General features: G+C 60.5%; 18 protein-coding genes. 3 read left to right on the top strand and 15 right to left on the bottom strand.

Features of this window, described 5'->3' with window-relative positions; all coding sequences use genetic code 11:
- Window positions 1–34: 34 nt before the first annotated feature.
- The 11 genes from OXH74_RS18410 to OXH74_RS18460 all read right to left on the bottom strand — a co-directional run bounded on the left by OXH74_RS18410 (window position 35) and on the right by OXH74_RS18460 (window position 12,247).
- Window positions 35–634, bottom strand: coding sequence for a murein L,D-transpeptidase catalytic domain-containing protein (locus tag OXH74_RS18410; RefSeq protein WP_375738249.1), 600 nt, complete (start codon window positions 632–634; stop codon window positions 35–37).
- 241 nt (window positions 635–875) lie between these two features.
- The gene (locus OXH74_RS18415; protein ID WP_375738250.1) at window positions 876–2,471 is read right to left on the bottom strand and encodes an isocitrate lyase; all 1,596 of its coding nucleotides are present in this window, start codon (window positions 2,469–2,471) and stop codon (window positions 876–878) included.
- A gap of 621 nt (window positions 2,472–3,092) precedes the next feature.
- A complete protein-coding gene (locus OXH74_RS18420) occupies window positions 3,093–3,902 on the bottom strand; it encodes a secretin N-terminal domain-containing protein (RefSeq protein ID WP_375738251.1) in 810 nt (269 codons plus the stop codon).
- The gene (locus OXH74_RS18425) at window positions 3,899–4,528 is read right to left on the bottom strand and encodes a histone acetyltransferase HPA2 (RefSeq protein ID WP_375738252.1); all 630 of its coding nucleotides are present in this window, start codon (window positions 4,526–4,528) and stop codon (window positions 3,899–3,901) included. Before OXH74_RS18425 ends, OXH74_RS18420 begins: the two co-directional genes overlap by 4 nt.
- 8 nt (window positions 4,529–4,536) lie before the next feature.
- Complete coding sequence (locus OXH74_RS18430; RefSeq protein WP_215369794.1) at window positions 4,537–4,962, bottom strand: GNAT family N-acetyltransferase; 426 nt, start codon at window positions 4,960–4,962, stop codon at window positions 4,537–4,539.
- Window positions 4,955–6,121: a JmjC domain-containing protein gene (locus OXH74_RS18435; protein ID WP_375738253.1), complete on the bottom strand. Its 1,167-nt coding sequence runs from the start codon at window positions 6,119–6,121 to the stop codon at window positions 4,955–4,957. Before OXH74_RS18435 ends, OXH74_RS18430 begins: the two co-directional genes overlap by 8 nt.
- Window positions 6,122–6,181: 60 nt before the next feature.
- Complete coding sequence (gene purB, locus OXH74_RS18440; RefSeq protein WP_375738254.1) at window positions 6,182–7,552, bottom strand: adenylosuccinate lyase; 1,371 nt, start codon at window positions 7,550–7,552, stop codon at window positions 6,182–6,184.
- A gap of 136 nt (window positions 7,553–7,688) precedes the next feature.
- Entirely contained in the window at window positions 7,689–8,309 is a 621-nt protein-coding gene (gene hflD / locus OXH74_RS18445) for a high frequency lysogenization protein HflD (RefSeq protein ID WP_375738255.1), read from the bottom strand.
- Window positions 8,306–9,424, bottom strand: coding sequence for a tRNA 2-thiouridine(34) synthase MnmA (mnmA, locus tag OXH74_RS18450; protein WP_375738256.1), 1,119 nt, complete (start codon window positions 9,422–9,424; stop codon window positions 8,306–8,308). Before mnmA ends, hflD begins: the two co-directional genes overlap by 4 nt.
- Window positions 9,425–9,479: 55 nt before the next feature.
- A complete protein-coding gene (locus OXH74_RS18455; RefSeq protein ID WP_375738257.1) occupies window positions 9,480–9,923 on the bottom strand; it encodes an NUDIX hydrolase in 444 nt (147 codons plus the stop codon).
- 98 nt (window positions 9,924–10,021) lie between these two features.
- Window positions 10,022–12,247: an NADP-dependent isocitrate dehydrogenase gene (locus OXH74_RS18460; RefSeq protein ID WP_375738258.1), complete on the bottom strand. Its 2,226-nt coding sequence runs from the start codon at window positions 12,245–12,247 to the stop codon at window positions 10,022–10,024.
- A gap of 357 nt (window positions 12,248–12,604) precedes the next feature.
- Here OXH74_RS18460 and icd point away from each other — a divergent pair, with 357 nt between their 5' ends.
- Window positions 12,605–13,861, top strand: coding sequence for an NADP-dependent isocitrate dehydrogenase (gene icd / locus OXH74_RS18465; RefSeq protein ID WP_375738259.1), 1,257 nt, complete (start codon window positions 12,605–12,607; stop codon window positions 13,859–13,861).
- 66 nt (window positions 13,862–13,927) lie between these two features.
- Here the strand turns inward: icd and cspD are convergent, their stop codons facing one another.
- Window positions 13,928–14,191 (bottom strand): cold shock domain-containing protein CspD, encoded by a 264-nt coding sequence (cspD, locus tag OXH74_RS18470; protein WP_375738260.1) that lies wholly within the window; start codon window positions 14,189–14,191, stop codon window positions 13,928–13,930.
- A gap of 229 nt (window positions 14,192–14,420) precedes the next feature.
- Between cspD and clpS the strand changes: the two genes are divergently transcribed.
- Together clpS and clpA are read left to right on the top strand one after the other, a co-directional pair.
- Complete coding sequence (gene clpS, locus OXH74_RS18475; protein WP_069086497.1) at window positions 14,421–14,783, top strand: ATP-dependent Clp protease adapter ClpS; 363 nt, start codon at window positions 14,421–14,423, stop codon at window positions 14,781–14,783.
- Window positions 14,784–14,812: 29 nt separating this feature from the next.
- Window positions 14,813–17,083 (top strand): ATP-dependent Clp protease ATP-binding subunit ClpA, encoded by a 2,271-nt coding sequence (clpA, locus tag OXH74_RS18480; RefSeq protein WP_375738261.1) that lies wholly within the window; start codon window positions 14,813–14,815, stop codon window positions 17,081–17,083.
- 53 nt (window positions 17,084–17,136) lie between these two features.
- On the opposite strand, the gene infA is transcribed toward clpA, so the two are convergent.
- The 3 genes from infA to aat form a co-directional block, all read right to left on the bottom strand.
- On the bottom strand, window positions 17,137–17,355 hold the full coding sequence (infA, locus tag OXH74_RS18485; protein WP_016492441.1) for a translation initiation factor IF-1: 219 nt from the start codon (window positions 17,353–17,355) through the stop codon (window positions 17,137–17,139).
- Window positions 17,356–17,456: 101 nt separating this feature from the next.
- A complete protein-coding gene (locus OXH74_RS18490) occupies window positions 17,457–18,164 on the bottom strand; it encodes an arginyltransferase (RefSeq protein ID WP_375738262.1) in 708 nt (235 codons plus the stop codon).
- A gap of 54 nt (window positions 18,165–18,218) precedes the next feature.
- A complete protein-coding gene (aat, locus tag OXH74_RS18495; protein WP_375738263.1) occupies window positions 18,219–18,899 on the bottom strand; it encodes a leucyl/phenylalanyl-tRNA--protein transferase in 681 nt (226 codons plus the stop codon).
- Between the last annotated feature and the right edge of the window lie 37 nt (window positions 18,900–18,936).

Here is an 18,936-nt window from a genome sequence, read left to right on the forward strand (position 1 = left end):
GGAGATCGGGATTTCGCTGCGGTAACGGGGTAGTTCAGTTGCTGGCCAGTGCGGCTGGATCCTGGCGGATGGCGAAGATCATGGCGCCGCCGGAAAGTTGCTCGATGACCTGGTCGCGATCCTGGCGGGCGAGCACCAGGCAGCCGTGGCTGCGTCCGGGCAGGCCGTGGCGGCGAATGAAAGTTTCTTCCATGTAGGTGTTCGCGTGGATCACGATGGCGCGCTCTTCGGCCTGGCTATTGCTTGGGCTCAGGCCGACGAGTCGCATAGAGCGGCCGTGCCCGGGTTCGTCGCTGTCGAACACCTGGGCTGTGCGATACAGGCCGAGTGACGAGGCGCGGCTGCCCGAGTCATTCGAGAAGTGGTCGGCCAGGCCGTCGTGGTCGGGGTCCGAGCCCTTGCCGTGGGCAACCCGGTAACTACCCAGCAGGGCATGAGTACGACGATCAAAAAGGTAGAAGCGCGGGAGTATGGAAGGGCGGCCGTAGTCGACGACGGCGAAGTGGTCATGCCGGCTTCCCTTCAGTTGCTCCAGGATGCCACTGAGTTCGGGGCGGGCGATCAGCAGTTCCAGGTCTGCCGCGTGTAAGGCGGGTGCGGCCAGGATCAGCAGAAGGAGAAAGATTCTCGGCACGGCGATCTCGCTCAGGATTTTTCAGCGAGATTTAAAGCATTGGCAGCGGCTGCGCAAGCAGCGGCAAGTGCAGGTAGGTGCAGGATCGTAGGATGGGTTGGCCGATTCCCTGCGTGAGGTGCAGAGGGGTATCGCTGCGCTTGATCCATCTGCAGTCTCAAAATAGAAAACCCCAGTGCGAGCACTGGGGTTCCTTGATTCACCATGTCCGACTGGTTCGTGGTCAGTCGGCGGCAGCTCCTTAGTGGAACTGGTTCATGGTGTTGTCTTTACCGCTGGCCTTCAGAGCAGCTTCGCCAGCGAAGTACTCTTTGTGGTTGTCGCCGATGTCGGAGCCAGCCATGTTCTGGTGCTTGACGCAGGCGATGCCCTGGCGCAGTTCCTGACGCTGAACGCCTTTCACGTAGGCCAGCATGCCTTGGTCGGCGAAGTAGCCCTTGGCCAGGTTGTCGGTGGACAGCGCGGCAGTGTGATAGGTCGGCAGAGTGATCAGGTGGTGGAAGATGCCGGCGTGGGCCGAACCGTCGCGCTGGAAGGTGCGAATCTTCTCGTCGGCGATCTGGGCCAGTTCGGTCTCGTCGTATTCTACGCTCATCAGCTTGGTGCGATCGTAGGCCGACACATCCTTGCCTTCGGCAACCATGGCGTCGAACACCTGCTGGCGGAAGTTCAGGGTCCAGTTGAAGGATGGGCTGTTGTTGTACACCAGCTTGGCGTTCGGAATGACCTGGCGGATGCGGTCAACCATGCCTTTGATCTGGCCAACGTGCGGCTTCTCGGTCTCGATCCACAGCAGGTCGGCACCATTCTGCAGCGAGGTGATGCAGTCCAGGACGCAGCGGTCTTCGCCGGTGCCCTTGCGGAACTGGAACAGGTTGGAAGCCAGGCGCTTGGGACGCAGCAGCTTGCCGCCGCGGTTGATCACCACGTCGCCATTGTTCAGGTCGGCAGCGGAGACTTCTTCGCAGTCCAGGAAGGAGTTGTACTGGTCGCCCAGGTCGCCCGGTTGCTTGGTGACGGCGATCTGCTTGGTCAGGCCGGCGCCCAGGGAGTCGGTACGGGCAACGATCACGCCGTCGTCAACACCCAGCTCGAGGAAGGCGTAGCGAACCGCGTTGATCTTGGCCAGGAAGTCTTCGTGCGGGACGGTTACTTTGCCGTCTTGGTGGCCGCACTGCTTCTCGTCGGAAACCTGGTTCTCGATCTGGATGCAGCAGGCACCGGCTTCGATCATTTTCTTGGCCAGCAGGTAGGTCGCTTCCGGGTTACCGAAGCCGGCGTCGATGTCGGCGATGATCGGTACTACATGGGTTTCGTAATTGTCGATCTGGGCCTGGATCTCATCCTGCTTGGCTTTGTCGCCTTCAGCGCGGGCAGTGTCCAGGGCGGTGAAGAGCAGGTCCAGTTCGCGGGCATCGGCTTGGCGCAGGAAGGTGTACAGCTCTTCGATCAGGCCGGAAACGGCGGTTTTTTCGTGCATCGACTGGTCCGGCAGCGGGCCGAACTCGGAGCGCAGGGCGGCGACCATCCAGCCGGACAGGTAGAGGTAGCGCTTGTTGGTGGTCTTCAGGTGCTTCTTGATGGAGATCAGCTTCTGCTGACCGATGAAGCCGTGCCAGCAGCCCAGGGACTGGGTGTAGACGGAGGAGTCGGCGTCGTATTCGGCCATGTCTTTGCGCATGATGGCAGCCGTGTACTTGGCGATATCCAGACCGGTCTTGAAGCGGTTCTGGGCGCGCATGCGAGCGACGGATTCCGGGTTGATAGCGCTCCAGCTGTTGCCGTTCACTTCTTTCAGTGCGGCAATGGCCTTGATGTCGTTTTGATAAGCGGACATGGTCAATCCTTCAAAGTGTATATGTGGTTGAGCACCGACTTACCCACTCAAAAACCTGCGTTCTGAAGGTTATTGCGGGTTGCTCACCGCAGCGCGTCGAAGGATCGGCTGATACGAGGATGTGTCTGAGGAGGGGTGACGAATTGAACAGTCTGCTCGATCGATGGGTGGTTTTGCGCTCGCTTCGCCATTTGCCGGCTCGTGGTTGCCTGCAGACGATTGTCGGGCACTGCCTTCGATCTTGCGGATGTTACTGACGCTTCCCCGTCCCTCAGGACAACTTCGTTCCAGTCGCAACCTCGTCGCACTGCCTTATGGGCTGTTACAACACGGATCGGCTCGGCTGGTTGGCTGGGAGCGCGATCCGGAGGCCCTATTCAGGGCCCCTGGCTAGCGGGAGCGAGGCCATCATGCTATGCAAAAAAGTGTTCGTCAAACGTTTTGTAGTGTTTTTTTATGGCTACTACATAAGACTTTCGGATGAGACTGGGCGGTCGAAAAGCGCTTGCCTGGTCAGGCCGCATCAGCTCGACCTCAAGGCCTTTGTGGGGGAGAAACAGGCAGCAGGTCGTCACGATCGGGGCGGCCTGCTGATGGCGCGAGCTGGATCAGGTTGAGCGGTCACTCGACGACATCGACCTTAACTCGCATCGTCATGTCCTCGCGGCCCTGGGTACTGTTGCGGCGCAGGAAGCCTTGCTGATCGACCTGGCTGTCTTCGCTGACGGCGCCAATGGTGATCCACTCGCCCAGCCGGCCGCTGACTCGGCTGTCTGTACTGTGTACGTCGATGACGCCAGGCTGGCTGCTGTTCAGGCGATCGCGGTTGCTGCTGATGCTGATGTGCACCAGTTCGCCGCTGAGGCTGGCGGTGACGTAGAAGCCGCGGGTGACGTTACGGTACTCGGTGTTGCTGTAGACCTCGCCGTAAGGTCCGGAGCTGGTCGTGGTAATGGGGACGCTTTGGCCGACCTGGATAAGCGCAGGGTAGCCCTCGGTAGTTTGCACCTGCTGTAGGCCGGCTCCCCGGCTGTTGGTGCTACGTCGGATGATACGGACCTGGTCGCCGCCATGGACTTCGCCCTGGCCGGAATGGACCTCGACACTGCCGGCGCTGATGGAGCCATTCACCGCATAGCCCCGATCGTTCTGGGAGCTGCTGTCGTTGGTGTCGACGCTGATCAGAAGGCGCTTGGGCTGGGTGTCGAGTTGGTCGAGGAGGGTGCGCAGTTCGGCAATCTTGGCCGGGGAAGCATTGACGATCAACTGGTTGCCATAGGCGTTTGCGCGCCCTTCGTTGCCAAGCACGGATTGCGCCATGGGCAACAGCTCATCCGCGCTGCGGTACTTCAGTGCAATCAGCTCGGTTGCGGCCTGTACGGACAGGCAAAGCAGCACGAGCACGGCAGCTAGTATGGCGCGAGGCGTCATAGGAGAAAACTCTGCAAGTTCGGATCGCTGATGCTGAGGTCCCAGGCCTGGTCGAATCGTATCTGCTGCAGGCGAGTCCGTCCGGGGTCGTTATACAGGGTGTAACCGGCGAACTGGCCGGGCTCGGGCCGTAGGAGCAGTCCGCGGTCGTCGGCCAGCAGGTAGGCCCGTTCTTCGGAAGGATGGTTGGGATTCAGCCGGCGGATATGAAGGTTGCTCGAGAGTCGGCGGCTCAGATGGAGCAGCCTGTGTCCTTCCTTCGTGGCGCGGCTGGGGTCGCGTACGAGGATGCGCATCTGGTTCTTCGGATCGGCCAGCAGGAATCGCGTGCAGGCGTCTTGGATGCTGCTGTTGTGGTACAGCCAGGGCTCGAGATCGGGGGTATACAGGCATAGGCTCCGGCGGGCTTGCTGCAGCAGCGCCAGGGCGTGGGCGCGAGCTTGTTCAGGGCTGCTGAATCGCTCCATTGCCTGGTGTTCGCCGAGGACGTGGGGGGCCGGTTCCCAGCCCTGGGAGTCAGGCTGGCTCGGGGAGGGGTTGTAGACAGTGAAGCGCCCCGACGACTGGAATTCGATGGACGCTGATTCGACGTCGTTTTCTGCAGTTTCCGGGGCGTTCTTCTTCATTTCGACCTCTAGTCGCTTTCCCGCAGCATGTCTACGTGGGGGATGCCGGCTTCCAGGAATTCGCTGCTGACGATCTTGAAGCCGTGGCGTTCGTAGAATGCCGTTGCGTGGACCTGTGCCGTGAGCATCTGGCGCTTCAGTCCTCGGCGTTCCGCTTCGGCAATTGCCGCTTGCAGCAGCCTGTCGCCCACTCTCAATCCGCGCCAGTCCTTGAGCACCGACACCCGGCCGATATGACCATCCGTCAGCAGGCGCGCAGTGCCGATAGCATAGTCTCGCTCGAAGGCGAGGAAGTGGACGGCATCAGCATCTTCGCCATCCCATTCCAGTTCGGGGGCTACGGACTGCTCGGCAATGAATACAGCTTCGCGGATACGTCGCAGATCTGCATTGTCCTTCTGCCAGTCGGCAATGCGGACATGTATTTCACTCATCGGCAAACTCCAGACTTCCTTGCTTGATCAGTTCCCACAAAAGCTTACGCCCCTCGTCATCCGCCAGCCATTGGCCGAGATTCTCAAGATGCAGGGCTTCTGCGGCACAGATCAGCTTGAGCAGCTCGCGCAAGCTGCCCGGCAGCAGACGGCTCTGGCCGCTGGCGAACAGCACCAGGTCTTCATCCACTTCGGACCATGCCAGGCGCGCGCTCGGGTTGCGAACCAATACGGCCCCGCCCTCGATGGCGTCGAGGAAGTCCTCCTCTGCCACTTCGGCTCCAGCGACCAGCTCGGGATAGCGGGGCTCGGTCATGAACTGGCCGAACCAGGTCAGCAGCAGTCGTTCGTCACCCATATGCTCCTGGAGTAGAGCTTTGAGGCGATCCAGGGCGTCATGCTGAATCTGGTGGGGGTCGCTGGCCGGCAGGGTCCCGGCATCGCTGTAGCGCTCTTCGTCCGGCAGGAACTGGGCGAGGAAGTCGGTGAAGTGGGTCAGTACCTCTGCTGCACTGGGGGCGCGGAAACCGACCGAGTAGGTCATGCAGTCGTCTTCGGCAATGCCGTAGTGAGCCAAACGTGGCGGCAGGTAGAGCATGTCGCCGGGCTCGAGGACCCACTCGTCGGTCTCCTGGAAGTCAGCGAGGATGCGTAGGTCTGCATGGGGCAGTAGGGGGCTTTCGGCGTCGCACATCTGACCGAGCTTCCAACGCCGGCGACCATGTCCCTGGAGCAGGAAAACGTCGTAGTTGTCGAAGTGCGGGCCCACACCGCCGCCTGGTGTGGCGAAGCTGATCATGACATCGTCGATGCGCCAGCTTGACAGGAAGCGAAAGTGCTCGAGCAGGTTGGCGACGTCCGGGACGAATTGGTCAACTGCCTGGACCAGCAGGGTCCAGTCGCGCTCCGGCAGGTTTTGGTAGGTGTCTTCTGCGAAAGGGCCGCGGCGCAGCTCCCAGGGGCGCTCGCCGTGTTCGAGGACCAGGCGGGACTCCACTTCTTCTTCCAGGGAAAGGCCAGCCAGTTCGTCCGGCGAGATCGGGCTTTCGAAATCGGGCAGCGCCTGGCGGATCAGCAGCGGTTTGCGCTGCCAGTAATCGCGCAGGAATTCGCGCGCGGTCAGGCCGCCCAGGAGTTGAAGAGGAATATCAGGATTCATATCTAAGCCCTTGAAATAAAAACGCCCGGCGCAGCCGGGCGTGCACGGGTGCAAATTCGATCAGATGCGCTTGGCCTGGGCTACGGCATTGCCGATGTAGCCTGCTGGGGTCAGTTTGCGCAGCTCGGCCTTCGCCTCGGCCGGAATGGCCAGATCGTCGATGAAAGTCTGCAGGGCTTCGGGACTGATGCCCTTGCCACGGGTCAGTTCCTTGAGCTTCTCATAGGGGTTTTCGACCCCGTAGCGACGCATGACGGTTTGCACCGGCTCGGCCAGAACTTCCCAGCAGGCGTCCAGGTCTTCCGCAATACGTTGAGCATTTAGCTCCAGCTTGCTGATGCCTTTGAGGGAAGCTTCGTACGCGATGACGCTGTGGGCGAAGCCGACGCCCAGGTTGCGCAGTACGGTGGAATCGGTCAGGTCGCGCTGCCAGCGGGAGATCGGCAGTTTGCTGGCCAGGTGCTGGAACAGTGCATTGGCGATGCCCAGGTTGCCTTCGGAGTTCTCGAAGTCGATCGGGTTGACCTTGTGCGGCATGGTCGAGGAGCCGATCTCGCCGGCAATGGTCTTCTGCTTGAAGTAGCCGAGGGAGATATAGCCCCAGACGTCGCGGTCGAAGTCGATGAGGATCGTGTTGAAGCGGGCGATGGCGTCGAACAGCTCGGCGATGTAGTCGTGCGGCTCGATCTGGGTGGTGTAGGGGTTGAACGCCAGACCCAGGTCGCCTTCGATGAATTCGCGGGCATTGGCTTCCCAGTCCACCTTCGGGTAGGCCGAGAGATGCGCGTTGTAGTTGCCGACGGCGCCGTTGATCTTGCCCAGCAGCGGCACGGCCGCCACTTGGGCGATCTGGCGCTCCAGGCGGTAGACGACGTTGGCCATTTCCTTGCCGAGGGTGGTCGGCGAGGCCGGCTGGCCGTGGGTGCGGGAGAGCATGGGGACGTCGGCGAAGCGCACGGCCAGGTCGCGGATAGCGTCGGCAACCTGACGCATGAGTGGCAGGATCACCTGGTCACGGCCTTCGCGCAGCATCAGGGCGTGGGACAGGTTGTTGATGTCCTCGCTGGTGCAGGCGAAGTGAATGAACTCGCTGACTTTGGCCAGTTCCGGCAGCTTGGCAGCCTGTTCCTTGAGCAGGTATTCGACTGCTTTGACGTCGTGGTTGGTGGTGCGCTCGATTTCCTTGATGCGCTCGGCATGCTCCAGTTGAAAGTCTTCTGCCAGCTGATTCAGCAGAGCATTGGCTTCGGCGGAGAAGGGCGCGACTTCCGGAATGCCAGCGTGGGCGGCGAGGCGTTGCAGCCAGCGAACCTCCACCTGGACACGGCAACGGATCAGACCGTATTCACTGAAGATCGGGCGCAGGGCGCTGGTTTTGCCGGCGTAGCGGCCGTCTACGGGGGAAACCGCGGTGAGCGACGAAAGCTGCATGAGGGCGTTCTCGGACATCGGTCAACGAAAAGGGGCGCACATCATACATGGATTTGATCCTGCCCGCCGCTACCGCGCGATGGCCGTTCGGCGCGAAGTTGGTCGGGCGGCCCGGCCAGTGCTGCCGGACTACGGTTCAGCTGCGCAGCAGGGGGTAGAGTTCGCGGAGTAGCTTCCGGCGACTGAAGAGCAATTGCCAGCGGTTGCCACCGAGCTGACGCCAAAGGCGCGCGGCACGTATGCCAGTCAGCAGCAGGGCGCGAATTTTCGCTGCATTGCTGGGTTGTTGCAGGTGACGCATGTCGCCATGCACCTGAATCCGCTGCCGGAAGGTGCTCAAGGTATCTTGATAGAGGCCGGCGCATGAGGCGATGACGTTGTCGTGGATCAGGCCGAAGTGCTGCACTTGCTGCTGGATCTGGTCCAGGCGGGTGCCGATGGTGTCCAGCATGTCGTCGCGCTTGGCCAGTTGGCGTTCCAGGGTGAGTAGGGCAAGGGCATAGCGGAGTGGTTCGCGCTGCAGGCTGGCGGGTTCGCGCTCGAGAGCGCTTGCCAGGGCCTTGTAGCCGTCGCGCAGGTTGAGGTCGTCGCCGCCGTAGACTTCAAGGGTCGACTTGGGGTCGCGTACCAGCAAGCTACCGAGCATACAGCCCAGTGGTGGCTCGCTGATCTGGCCTGTCTTGGCAATTCGGTCGACCAGGGACGCGGCTTCGAAAACCGCACCCAGCGCTATCAGTTGTTCCTGCGTCTGGTTCATGGGCGCTGGACTCCGTCGTCCCAGGGGTCGGCAGCTTCGATCACGCCGCCGCCGAGACAGACTTCACCATCGTAGAACACCACGGATTGGCCCGGTGTTACGGCACGTTGCGGCTTGTCGAATGTGGCGCGATAGCCGTTAGCGGTTTTCTCCAGGGTGCAAGGTTGGTCGCTCTGGCGATAGCGCACCTTGGCCTTGAGGGCGCGGGGCTGGTCGAGGTCGATCGAGTTGACCCAGTAGATCTCGGAGGCGTGCAGCGAACGCGAGAACAGCCAGGGATGTTCGTTACCTTGGCCAACGACCAGGACGTTGCGCTTGAGGTCTTTGGCGAGCACATACCAGGGGTCATCACTGGCGTCCTTCATTCCGCCGATGCCCAGGCCCTGGCGCTGGCCGATGGTGTGGTACATCAGGCCGTGGTGGCGGCCGATGACATCGCCCTCGACGGTCTCGATGTTGCCCGGCTGCGCCGGCAAGTACTGCTTGAGGAAGTCGGTGAAGCGCCGCTCGCCGATGAAGCAAATACCAGTGGAGTCTTTCTTCTTGGCCGTGGCCAGGCCGTACCTCTCGGCGATTGCACGCACTTGCGGCTTTTCCAGTTCTCCCACCGGGAACAGGGTGCGGGCAATCTGTTCACCGCCCACCGCATGCAGGAAGTAGCTCTGGTCCTTGTTCGGGTCCAGGCCCTTGAGCAGTTCGGTGTGGCCGTCGAGGTCGCGGCGGCGGACGTAGTGGCCGGTCGCGATCAGGTCGGCGCCCAGGGACAGTGCATAATCGAGGAAGGCTTTGAACTTGATCTCTCGGTTGCAGAGGATGTCCGGATTTGGGGTGCGTCCGGCCTTGTATTCGGCGAGGAAGTGCTCGAACACGTTGTCCCAGTATTCGGCTGCGAAGTTCGCGGTGTGCAGCTTGATACCAATGCGGTCGCAGACGGCCTGGGCATCAGCCAGGTCCACCTTTGCGGTGCAGTATTCAGTGCCGTCGTCCTCGTCCCAGTTCTTCATGAACAGGCCTTCCACCTGGTAGCCCTGCTCGAGGAGCAGGAGGGCGGAAACCGAGGAATCGACGCCGCCGGACATGCCGACTATGACGCGGGTATTGGCTGGATCACGCATGGGAATCTGCATTGGCTGGTGAGCAAAAGCGGAATTCTAACAGCGCAAGGGGTGGTCAGGCGACGCGGATCAGGCTGAGGGGGAAACGTTCGCTTTTCAGGTAGTCGTCGATACAGCGCGCTACCAGGTGACTGCGCCAGTGCGCCGACTGGGCCTCCAGTTCTTCGCGCGTCAGCCAGCGTGCGCCGATGATGCCGTCGTCCAGTGCGCGCGTGGGGTGATGGCGGAGGGGGCGGGCGGCGAAGCAGACGCGCTGGTAAGTCACGCCGTTGCTGGGGGCGGTATAGAGGTAGATACCGGTTACGCCAGTGAGCTCGACTTCCCAGCCGGTTTCTTCAAGGGTTTCGCGCAGGGCGGCTTCGAGCAGAGTCTCGTCGGGCTCGAGATGGCCGGCGGGCTGATTGAGGACGTTGCGGCCGTCGGCACGCTCTTCCACCAGCAGGAAGCGGCCTTGGTCTTCGACGATGGTTGCGACGGTGATGTGGGGTTGCCAGCTCATCAGGGGGCTCCTGCAAAAATCGACATGATATGGCGTTGTCGACTCCAAAAAGAAACCCCGGGCCTTGGCCCGGGGTTTCCTGCTACGACGTGTGGCGATCAGGCCAGGCTGTCGACTGCGGTGTTGAAAGTGGTGCTGGGACGCATCACCTGGCTGGTCAGCTCCGGATTCGAGCGGTAGTAGCCGCCGATGTCCACTGGCTTGCCTTGGGCACCGTTCAGCTCGGCGACAATCACCGCTTCCCGCTCGGTCAGGGTCTTGGCCAGCGGAGCGAAGTGGGCCTTCAGCTCGGCATCTTCGTCCTGAGCGGCCAGGGCCTGGGCCCAGTACAGCGCCAAGTAGAAGTGGCTACCGCGGTTGTCCAGCTCACCAACCTTGCGCGACGGCGACTTGTTGTTGTCGAGCAGTTTGCCGGTGGCTTCGTCCAGGGTTTTGCCCAGCAGCTTGGCCTTGGCGTTGCCGGTCTTGATGCCGGTCTCTTCCAGGGATACCGCCAGAGCCAGGAATTCGCCGAGGGAGTCCCAGCGCAGGTAGTTCTCTTCCACCAGCTGCTGCACGTGTTTCGGTGCCGAACCGCCGGCGCCGGTTTCGTACATGCCGCCGCCTGCCATCAATGGAACGATGGAGAGCATCTTGGCCGACGTGCCCAGCTCCATGATCGGGAACAGGTCAGTCAGGTAGTCACGCAGCACGTTGCCGGTCACCGAGATGGTGTCCAGGCCACGGATCTGGCGCTCCATGCTGGTGCGGATGGCTTCGTTGTAACCTTTGATGCTGATGTCCAGGCCGGTCAGGTCGTGGTCCTGCAGGTAGGTCTCGACCTTCTTCTGCAGTTCACGGTCGTGGGCGCGTTCCGGGTCCAGCCAGAAGATCGCCGGCGTGTTGGACTGGCGGGCGCGGGTGACGGCCAGCTTGACCCAGTCGCGGATCGGCGCGTCCTTGGTCTGGCAGGCGCGCCAGATATCGCCGGCTTCCACTTCGTGTTGCATCAGCACGGTGCCATCGGCCAGGACCACACGCATGCTGCCGTCGGCAGTCATTTCGAAGGTCTTGTCGTGGGAACCGTATTCTTCGGCCTTCTGCGCCATCAGGCCAACGTTCGGCACGGTGCCCATGGTGGTCGGGTCAAAGGCGCCGTTGGTCTTGCAGAAGTTGATCATCTCCTGGTAGATGCGGGCATAGGTGCTTTCCGGCATCACTGCCTTGGTGTCTTTCTGCTTGCCGTCCTTGCCCCACATCTGGCCGGAGTTGCGGATCATGGCGGGCATCGAGGCGTCGACGATTACGTCGCTCGGGATGTGCAGGTTGGTGATGCCCTTTACGGAATCGACCATGGCCATTTCCGGACGGTGGCTGTACACCTCGTGGATATCGTGGAGGATTTCTTCCTGCTGGGAAGCCGGCAGGGTCTTGATCTTGTCGTAGACGCTGCTGATACCGTTGTTCGGGTTGACGCCCAGTTCCTTGAACAGCTCGCCGTATTTGTCGAACACGTCCTTGTAATAGACGCTGACGGCGTGGCCGAAGACGATCGGGTGGGACACCTTCATCATGGTCGCCTTGACGTGCAGGGACCACATCACACCGCTTTCCTTGCAGTCCTGCAGGGTCTTCTCGAAGAAGTCGCGCAGTTTGCGGCAGCTCATGAACATGCTGTCGAAGACTTCGCCCTCTTGCAGGCTCAGCTGCTTCTTCACCTCGACCTTGCCGTCCTTGCCGACGAACTCGATGCGGACGTCACCGGCCTTGTCCATGGTGATGGACTGCTCGCTGGAGAAGAAGTCGCCGCCGCGCATGTAGTCGGCGTGAGAGCGCGAGGACATGCTCCACTTGCCCATGGAGTGCGGGTGCTTGCGGGCGTAGGCCTTGACCGCGGCCGGGGCGCGGCGATCGGAGTTGCCTTCGCGCAGGACCGGGTTGACAGCGCTGCCCAGGATCTTGGCGTAGCGTGCGCGGACGTCCTTTTCTTCGTCGGTCTGCGGATCTTCCGGGAAATCAGGCACGCCATAGCCTTTGGCCTGCAGCTCGGCGATGGCGCCTTTGAGTTGCGGAACGGAGGCGCTGATGTTCGGGAGCTTGATGATATTGGCATCTGGCGAAGTTGCCAGATCCGCCAGGTAGGCCAGATCGTCTTCGATGCGCTTTTCGGTTTCAAGCTTGTCAGCGAAGGTGGCGAGGATGCGTCCTGCAAGAGAAATGTCGCGGGTTTCGACGTCGATGCCCGCCGAGGCGGCGAAGGCTTTGACGATGGGGAGGAGCGAGTAGGTGGCGAGCGCTGGGGCTTCGTCGGTGAAGGTGTAGGTAATCTTCGGACGATTAGACATTAACGTTTAACTCTCTTCTTTTCTGGGCGCGCACAGAGTCTCGAAGCGTGTTGGTAGACGCATCCGCTCAACGTCGACTTTGAGCTGAACTCGAGAATTGCCGCGGGGGTATTGGAGCGCCAGTAGAGCGTTGCACGACCGCGCCCTGGTGGTGGCTTGGCCGCTGCGAGGGGAGTCAGTCTGGTCCCAGGCTGCTCGAACCTCGATGACTGTTAAGTCACGTCGCGTAGTATATCACCCCATTCGATAGGGTGACGCTAGCGCTCGATTTCGACTAAGGAACATGTAGTTTCGGGCGGCCCAACTGGGGTACGCTTTCGAGCTGCAAGAGGGTTCAACCACAACACGGAGCTCAGCATGGGATACCAAAAGATCCAGGTGCCGGCAGTCGGTGACAAAATCACCGTCAATGCGGACATGTCCTTGAACGTACCGAACAACCCGATCATCCCCTTCATTGAAGGCGACGGCATTGGCGTCGACATCAGCCCGGTCATGATCAAAGTGGTGGATGCTGCCGTTGCCAAGGCATACGCCGGGGCTCGCAAGATTTCCTGGATGGAAGTCTATGCCGGTGAAAAGGCCACTCAGGTCTACGACCAGGACACCTGGCTGCCGAAAGAGACCCTGGAAGCTGTCCGTGATTACGTCGTGTCCATCAAAGGCCCGCTGACCACTCCGGTCGGTGGTGGCATTCGCTCCCTGAACGTTGCCCTGCGCCAGGAGCTGGATCTGTACGTTTGCCTGCGCCCTGTGCGTTGGTTCGAAGGCGTTCCGAGCCCGGTGAAGAAGCCAGGCGACGTCGACATGGTGATCTTCCGCGAGAACTCCGAAGACATCTATGCAGGCGTGGAGTGGAAAGCCGGCACCCCTGAGGCAGAGAAAGTCATCAAGTTCCTCACCGAGGAAATGGGCGTCAAGAAAATCCGCTTTACCGAGAACTGCGGCATCGGCATCAAGCCGGTTTCCCTGGAAGGCACCAAGCGCCTGGTTCGCAAGGCCCTGCAATACGCCGTGGACAACGATCGCAGCTCCGTGACCATCGTCCACAAAGGCAACATCATGAAGTTCACCGAAGGTGCCTTCAAAGAGTGGGGCTACGAAGTAGCGCGTGACGAGTTTGGCGCCGAACTGCTGGACGGTGGCCCGTGGATGCAGTTCAAGAACCCGAGCACCGGCAAGAGCATCGTGGTCAAGGATGCTATCGCCGACGCCATGCTGCAGCAGATCCTGCTACGTCCGGCCGAATACGACGTTATCGCGACCCTGAACCTGAATGGTGACTACCTGTCCGACGCTCTGGCGGCTGAAGTAGGTGGTATTGGTATCGCTCCCGGCGCCAACCTTTCCGACACCGTTGCCATGTTCGAAGCCACTCACGGCACTGCGCCGAAGTACGCTGGCCAGGACAAGGTCAACCCGGGTTCGGTAATCCTCTCTGCTGAGATGATGCTGCGCCACATGGGGTGGGGCGAAGCTGCCGACCTGATCATCAAGGGCACCAACGGAGCCATCGCTGCGAAGACCGTGACCTACGACTTCGAGCGTCTGATGGAGGGTGCCAAGCTGCTGTCCTGCTCGCAGTTCGGCGACGCCATCATCGCTCACATGTGAGTCCGGGGCGAAAACAAAAAGGCCGGTCATCTGACCGGCCTTTTTTATGCCTAAATATTACTGGGCTCAAACTTCAATCGTGCTGCCCTGTGGGAGGCTGGCAGTTGCGGGGGCTTCGGAGTCTGTCGTGACCGGCCGGATATTTACGGCGTGCAGCCCTTTCGGGCCCTGGATGATATCGAAGCTTACCGGCTGGCCAGCTTTCAACGTTTTGTAACCATCCATCTGGATGGCCGAATAATGGGCGAACAGGTCCTCATCTCGGCCTTCGGCGAGGATGAATCCGTAGCCTTTGGCGTTGTTGAACCACTTGACCTTACCGCTAAGCATGCTGACATCCCTCTGCAAAGGACTCCATCACTGGAGTATCATCCACTTCGACCCCGCACCAATGGCACGTAAAGCTGCAAGGCGCGGAACCCCTCATACCCGAAAGCGGGTATTTAGTGGTTGTAACACCGTTTTGCCGTTAGTCAAGCTATTGCCGATACCCGCTGAGAGGCGGATCAAAGTCTTTCCAACGGCCTCTTTCATTCAATCAATGACCTTTATTTCCAGCATGCATGCAAGCAGCCAGATTCGACTAACATTCAATCAGGACGGTCCGCAGCATCATGAGGACGACTCCACCGGCCTGGCGGTGCAGGAGGCCAAGCCGGCCCTGCAGGCACCACCCATGTATAAGGTGGTGATGTTTAACGATGACTACACCCCTATGGATTTCGTGGTCGAGGTGCTCGAAGTGTTCTTCGGTCTGAACCGGGAGCTGGCCACCAAGATCATGCTGACTGTGCATACGGAGGGACGGGCAGTTTGTGGTGTGTTCACGCGCGACATCGCCGAAACCAAGGCCATGCAAGTCAATCAATATGCGAGAGAGAGCCAGCATCCGCTGCTCTGTGAGATCGAGAAGGACGGTTAACGCCGACCGCTTGGGTATGAGGTGAAGCCATGTTAAACCGCGAGCTCGAAGTCACCCTCAATCTGGCCTTCAAGGAGGCACGCGCCAAGCGTCACGAATTCATGACGGTCGAGCACTTGCTGCTCGCCCTGCTGGATAATGAAGCGGCCGCTGCAGTGTTGCGCGCCTGCGGCGCTAATATGGACAAGTTGCGGCATGACCTGCAGGAATTCATCGACTCCACCACACCGCTGATACCGCAGCACGATGAAGATCGCGAAACGCAGCCGACGCTGGGCTTTCAGCGGGTGCTTCAGCGCGCGGTGTTCCATGTGCAGAGTTCCGGAAAGCGTGAAGTGACTGGCGCCAACGTGCTTGTTGCGATCTTCAGTGAGCAGGAAAGCCAGGCGGTTTTCCTGTTGAAGCAACAAAGCGTTGCGCGTATCGATGTCGTGAACTACATCGCTCATGGCATTTCCAAGGTGCCAGGCCATGGTGAGCAGCACGACAATGAGCAGGAAATGCAGGACGATGAGGGGGGCGAATCCTCTGCTTCCGGCCATCCTCTGGATGCGTACGCCAGCAATCTGAACGATTTGGCGCGCCTGGGGCGTATCGATCCGCTGGTGGGGCGTGAGCCGGAGGTGGAGCGCGTGGCGCAGATCCTGGCGCGGCGTCGCAAGAACAATCCCTTGCTGGTTGGCGAGGCGGGCGTCGGAAAGACCGCCATCGCCGAAGGCCTTGCCAAGCGCATCGTCGACAACCAGGTGCCTGATCTGCTGGCCGACAGTGTGGTGTATTCCCTGGACCTCGGCGCTCTGCTGGCAGGCACCAAGTACCGTGGTGATTTCGAGAAGCGCTTCAAGGCACTGCTCAATGAGCTGCGCAAGCGTCCTCATGCCATTCTCTTTATCGACGAGATCCATACCATCATCGGTGCCGGTGCCGCCTCTGGCGGAGTGATGGATGCGTCCAACCTGCTCAAACCGTTGCTGTCGTCCGGCGAGATTCGCTGCATTGGCTCGACCACCTTCCAGGAGTTCCGCGGGATCTTCGAGAAGGATCGTGCTCTGGCGCGGCGTTTCCAGAAGGTGGACGTGACGGAGCCTTCGGTCGAGGACACCGTAGGAATCCTCAAGGGCCTCAAGGCGCGTTTCGAACAGCATCACCATATCGAATACAGTGATGAGGCTCTGCGTGCTGCGGCTGAATTGGCGGCCCGCTATATCAACGATCGCCACATGCCGGACAAGGCCATTGATGTGATCGATGAGGCGGGGGCGTATCAGCGCCTGCAGCCTGAAGAGAAGCGCGCGAAGCGGATCGAGGTTGCCCAGGTAGAAGACATCGTCGCGAAAATCGCGCGAATTCCACCTAAGCACGTCACCAGCTCTGATAAGGAGCTGCTGCGTAATTTGGAGCGTGACCTCAAGTTGACGGTTTTCGGTCAGGATGCGGCAATCGACTCGCTCTCCACTGCCATCAAGCTATCTCGGGCAGGGCTGAAGGCTCCCGACAAGCCGGTAGGTTCCTTCTTGTTCGCTGGGCCGACGGGTGTCGGCAAGACCGAGGTGGCGCGTCAGCTGGCCAAGGCGATGGGTATCGAGTTGGTGCGCTTCGACATGTCGGAATACATGGAGCGTCACACCGTGTCGAGGTTGATCGGTGCACCTCCTGGCTACGTGGGCTTCGATCAGGGTGGCTTGCTCACCGAAGCCATTACCAAAACACCGCACTGCGTGTTGCTGCTCGATGAGATCGAAAAGGCGCATCCCGAGGTTTTCAACCTGCTCTTGCAGGTCATGGACCATGGCACCCTGACCGATAACAACGGCCGCAAGGCGGACTTCCGCAATGTGATCCTGATCATGACCACTAATGCGGGGGCTGAGACCGCCGCGCGTGCGTCAATTGGCTTCACCATGCAGGATCATTCGTCCGATGCCATGGAAGTCATCCGCAAGAGCTTCACGCCGGAGTTCCGCAACCGCCTGGACACTATCATCCAGTTTGGTCGTCTGAGCCATGAAGTGATCAAGAGCGTGGTGGACAAGTTCCTCACCGAGCTCCAGGCCCAGTTGGAAGACAAGCGTGTGCAACTGGTTGTCAGCGATGAGGCGCGTGGCTGGCTGGCTGAGCGTGGTTACGATGCGCAGATGGGCGCTCGCCCCATGGCTCGACTGATCCAGGACAAGATCAAGCGACCGTTGGCGGAGGAGATTCTTTTCGGCGAGTTGGCCGAGCATGGTGGAGTGGTGCACGTCGACGTCAAGGATAACGAGTTGTTCTTCGAGTTCGAGACGACGGTGGAGATGGCCTGAGACCAGGCCACAAAAAAAGCCCGGTTTGGCCGGGCTTTTTTATGACTGAGCGATCAGCGGGCGCGGTAGGTAATGCGGCCTTTGCTCAGGTCGTAGGGCGTCAGCTCGACACGAACCTTGTCGCCAGTCAGGATGCGGATGTAGTTCTTGCGCATCTTGCCGGAGATGTGCGCGGTGACGACGTGCCCATTTTCCAACTCCACACGGAACATGGTGTTGGGCAGGGTGTCGATGACAGTGCCTTCCATTTCGAAGCTGTCTTCTTTCGACATGCAGTAAAGCCCTCGGTATTCAATGATGGGCCCTGCCACGATTGGCGGCGGGCAAAAACGGCGTGCATTGTGCCCGAAAACAGCACTGCTCGCCAAGGGGCTCAGGTAAGGGCGACCCACCGCTGGTTAACGAAGAGCTCGATGGGGCGGTACTGGGTCTTGTAACTCATCTTACGGCAGTTTTTGATCCAGTAGCCGAGATAGACCGCCTGCAGTCCCAGTCGGGCGGTTTCGCCGATCTGCCAGAGGATGGCGTAGCGGCCCAGGCTTCGACGCTCTTCGTCCGGGTCATAGAAGGTGTAGACGGCGGAAAGGCCGTTGGGCAGAAGATCGGTGACAGCCAGGGCCATCAGTTGGTTGTTCAGTCGGAACTCATAAAAGCGCGAAAACGGCAGGTCGCGCACCAGGAAGGTGGAAAACTGGTCGCGGCTCGGTGGATACATGTCTCCATCGGCATGGCGTTGCTCGATGTAACGGACATAGAGCGCGTAATACTCCTCGCTGAAGACAGGTCTGGCGGCGGTGACGGTCAGGTCGCTGTTGCGCTTGAGGATGCGTTTTTGTTGGCGGTTAGGGATGAACTGATCAGCGGGAATGCGTGCGGGTACGCATGCATTGCAGCGCTGGCAGTGGGGGCGGTAGAGATGGTCGCCACTGCGGCGAAAGCCCATCTCCGAGAGCTCGGCATAGACATCTACATCCATGGGCTGGCTGGGGTCGAGGAACAGCGTAGTCGCCTGCTCCTCGGGCAGATAGCTGCAAGGATGCGGTTGAGTGGCATAAAACTTCAGGCGAGCCAGCTCGGTCATGATCAATCCCCGGGAAAACCCTTCAGCAAGTGTAAGCCAGCCTGCTGGGCTCGCCTAGGCAATCCAGTCCGCGCTATTGGGTTGGTCGAGGTAAAGCTGCAAGTTGCGGGAGAATGCTGCCCGACTGATGGTTCTGGCGCCGAAACTTTGTAGGTGCTGGGTCGGCATCTGGCAGTCGATCAGCGCAAAACCCCACTTGCCAAGGTGCTGGGCCAGCGTGGCGAAACCTACCTTCGACGCATTATCGATGCGGCTGAACATGGACTCGCCAAAGAACAGCTTGCCCATGGCAAGGCCGTAAAGGCCACCGACCAATTCGCCTTCGAGCCAGACTTCTACCGAGTGGGCGACCCCGATGCGATGCAATTCGATGTATGCGGCCTGCATCGCCGGCGTGATCCAGGTTCCATCGGCATAGCTGCGCGGGCCGGCGCAGCCGCGTATCACTCCGGCGAAGTCATGGTCGAAGGTGACCTGAAATCGTTGCTGGCGCATCAGTTTGGCGAGGCTGTGGGAGATGTGGATTTCGTTCGGTGGTAGCACGGTACGTGGGTCCGGCGACCACCATAGGATGGGCTGCCCCTCTTGATACCATGGAAAGCAACCATGGCGATAAGCTTGGATCAGGCGCTCGGAAGTGAGGTCGCCGCCAGCGGCAAGCAGCCCGTTGGGCTCGCGCAGGGCGCGTTCCAAGGGGGGGAATTCGAGAGATTCGCGTTGCAGCCAGGTGAGCATGGGGGAGGGCAGGGCGGGTCGGTGGCCCGCCACTGCG

This window comes from Metapseudomonas boanensis, from assembly GCF_042232855.1.
Classification (GTDB): Bacteria; Pseudomonadota; Gammaproteobacteria; order Pseudomonadales; family Pseudomonadaceae; genus Metapseudomonas; species Metapseudomonas boanensis.

Coding starts and splice junctions, on each gene's coding strand:
- OXH74_RS18415 (WP_375738250.1), bottom strand. CDS start 2,471: ATGTCCGCTTATCAAAACGACATCAAGGCCATTGCCGCACTGAAAGAA.
- OXH74_RS18420 (WP_375738251.1), bottom strand. CDS start 3,902: ATGACGCCTCGCGCCATACTAGCTGCCGTGCTCGTGCTGCTTTGCCTG.
- OXH74_RS18425 (WP_375738252.1), bottom strand. CDS start 4,528: ATGAAGAAGAACGCCCCGGAAACTGCAGAAAACGACGTCGAATCAGCG.
- OXH74_RS18430 (WP_215369794.1), bottom strand. CDS start 4,962: ATGAGTGAAATACATGTCCGCATTGCCGACTGGCAGAAGGACAATGCA.
- OXH74_RS18435 (WP_375738253.1), bottom strand. CDS start 6,121: ATGAATCCTGATATTCCTCTTCAACTCCTGGGCGGCCTGACCGCGCGC.
- purB (WP_375738254.1), bottom strand. CDS start 7,552: ATGCAGCTTTCGTCGCTCACCGCGGTTTCCCCCGTAGACGGCCGCTAC.
- hflD (WP_375738255.1), bottom strand. CDS start 8,309: ATGAACCAGACGCAGGAACAACTGATAGCGCTGGGTGCGGTTTTCGAA.
- mnmA (WP_375738256.1), bottom strand. CDS start 9,424: ATGCGTGATCCAGCCAATACCCGCGTCATAGTCGGCATGTCCGGCGGC.
- OXH74_RS18455 (WP_375738257.1), bottom strand. CDS start 9,923: ATGAGCTGGCAACCCCACATCACCGTCGCAACCATCGTCGAAGACCAA.
- OXH74_RS18460 (WP_375738258.1), bottom strand. CDS start 12,247: ATGTCTAATCGTCCGAAGATTACCTACACCTTCACCGACGAAGCCCCA.
- icd (WP_375738259.1), top strand. CDS start 12,605: ATGGGATACCAAAAGATCCAGGTGCCGGCAGTCGGTGACAAAATCACC.
- cspD (WP_375738260.1), bottom strand. CDS start 14,191: ATGCTTAGCGGTAAGGTCAAGTGGTTCAACAACGCCAAAGGCTACGGA.
- clpS (WP_069086497.1), top strand. CDS start 14,421: ATGCATGCAAGCAGCCAGATTCGACTAACATTCAATCAGGACGGTCCG.
- clpA (WP_375738261.1), top strand. CDS start 14,813: ATGTTAAACCGCGAGCTCGAAGTCACCCTCAATCTGGCCTTCAAGGAG.
- infA (WP_016492441.1), bottom strand. CDS start 17,355: ATGTCGAAAGAAGACAGCTTCGAAATGGAAGGCACTGTCATCGACACC.
- OXH74_RS18490 (WP_375738262.1), bottom strand. CDS start 18,164: ATGACCGAGCTGGCTCGCCTGAAGTTTTATGCCACTCAACCGCATCCT.
- aat (WP_375738263.1), bottom strand. CDS start 18,899: ATGCTCACCTGGCTGCAACGCGAATCTCTCGAATTCCCCCCCTTGGAA.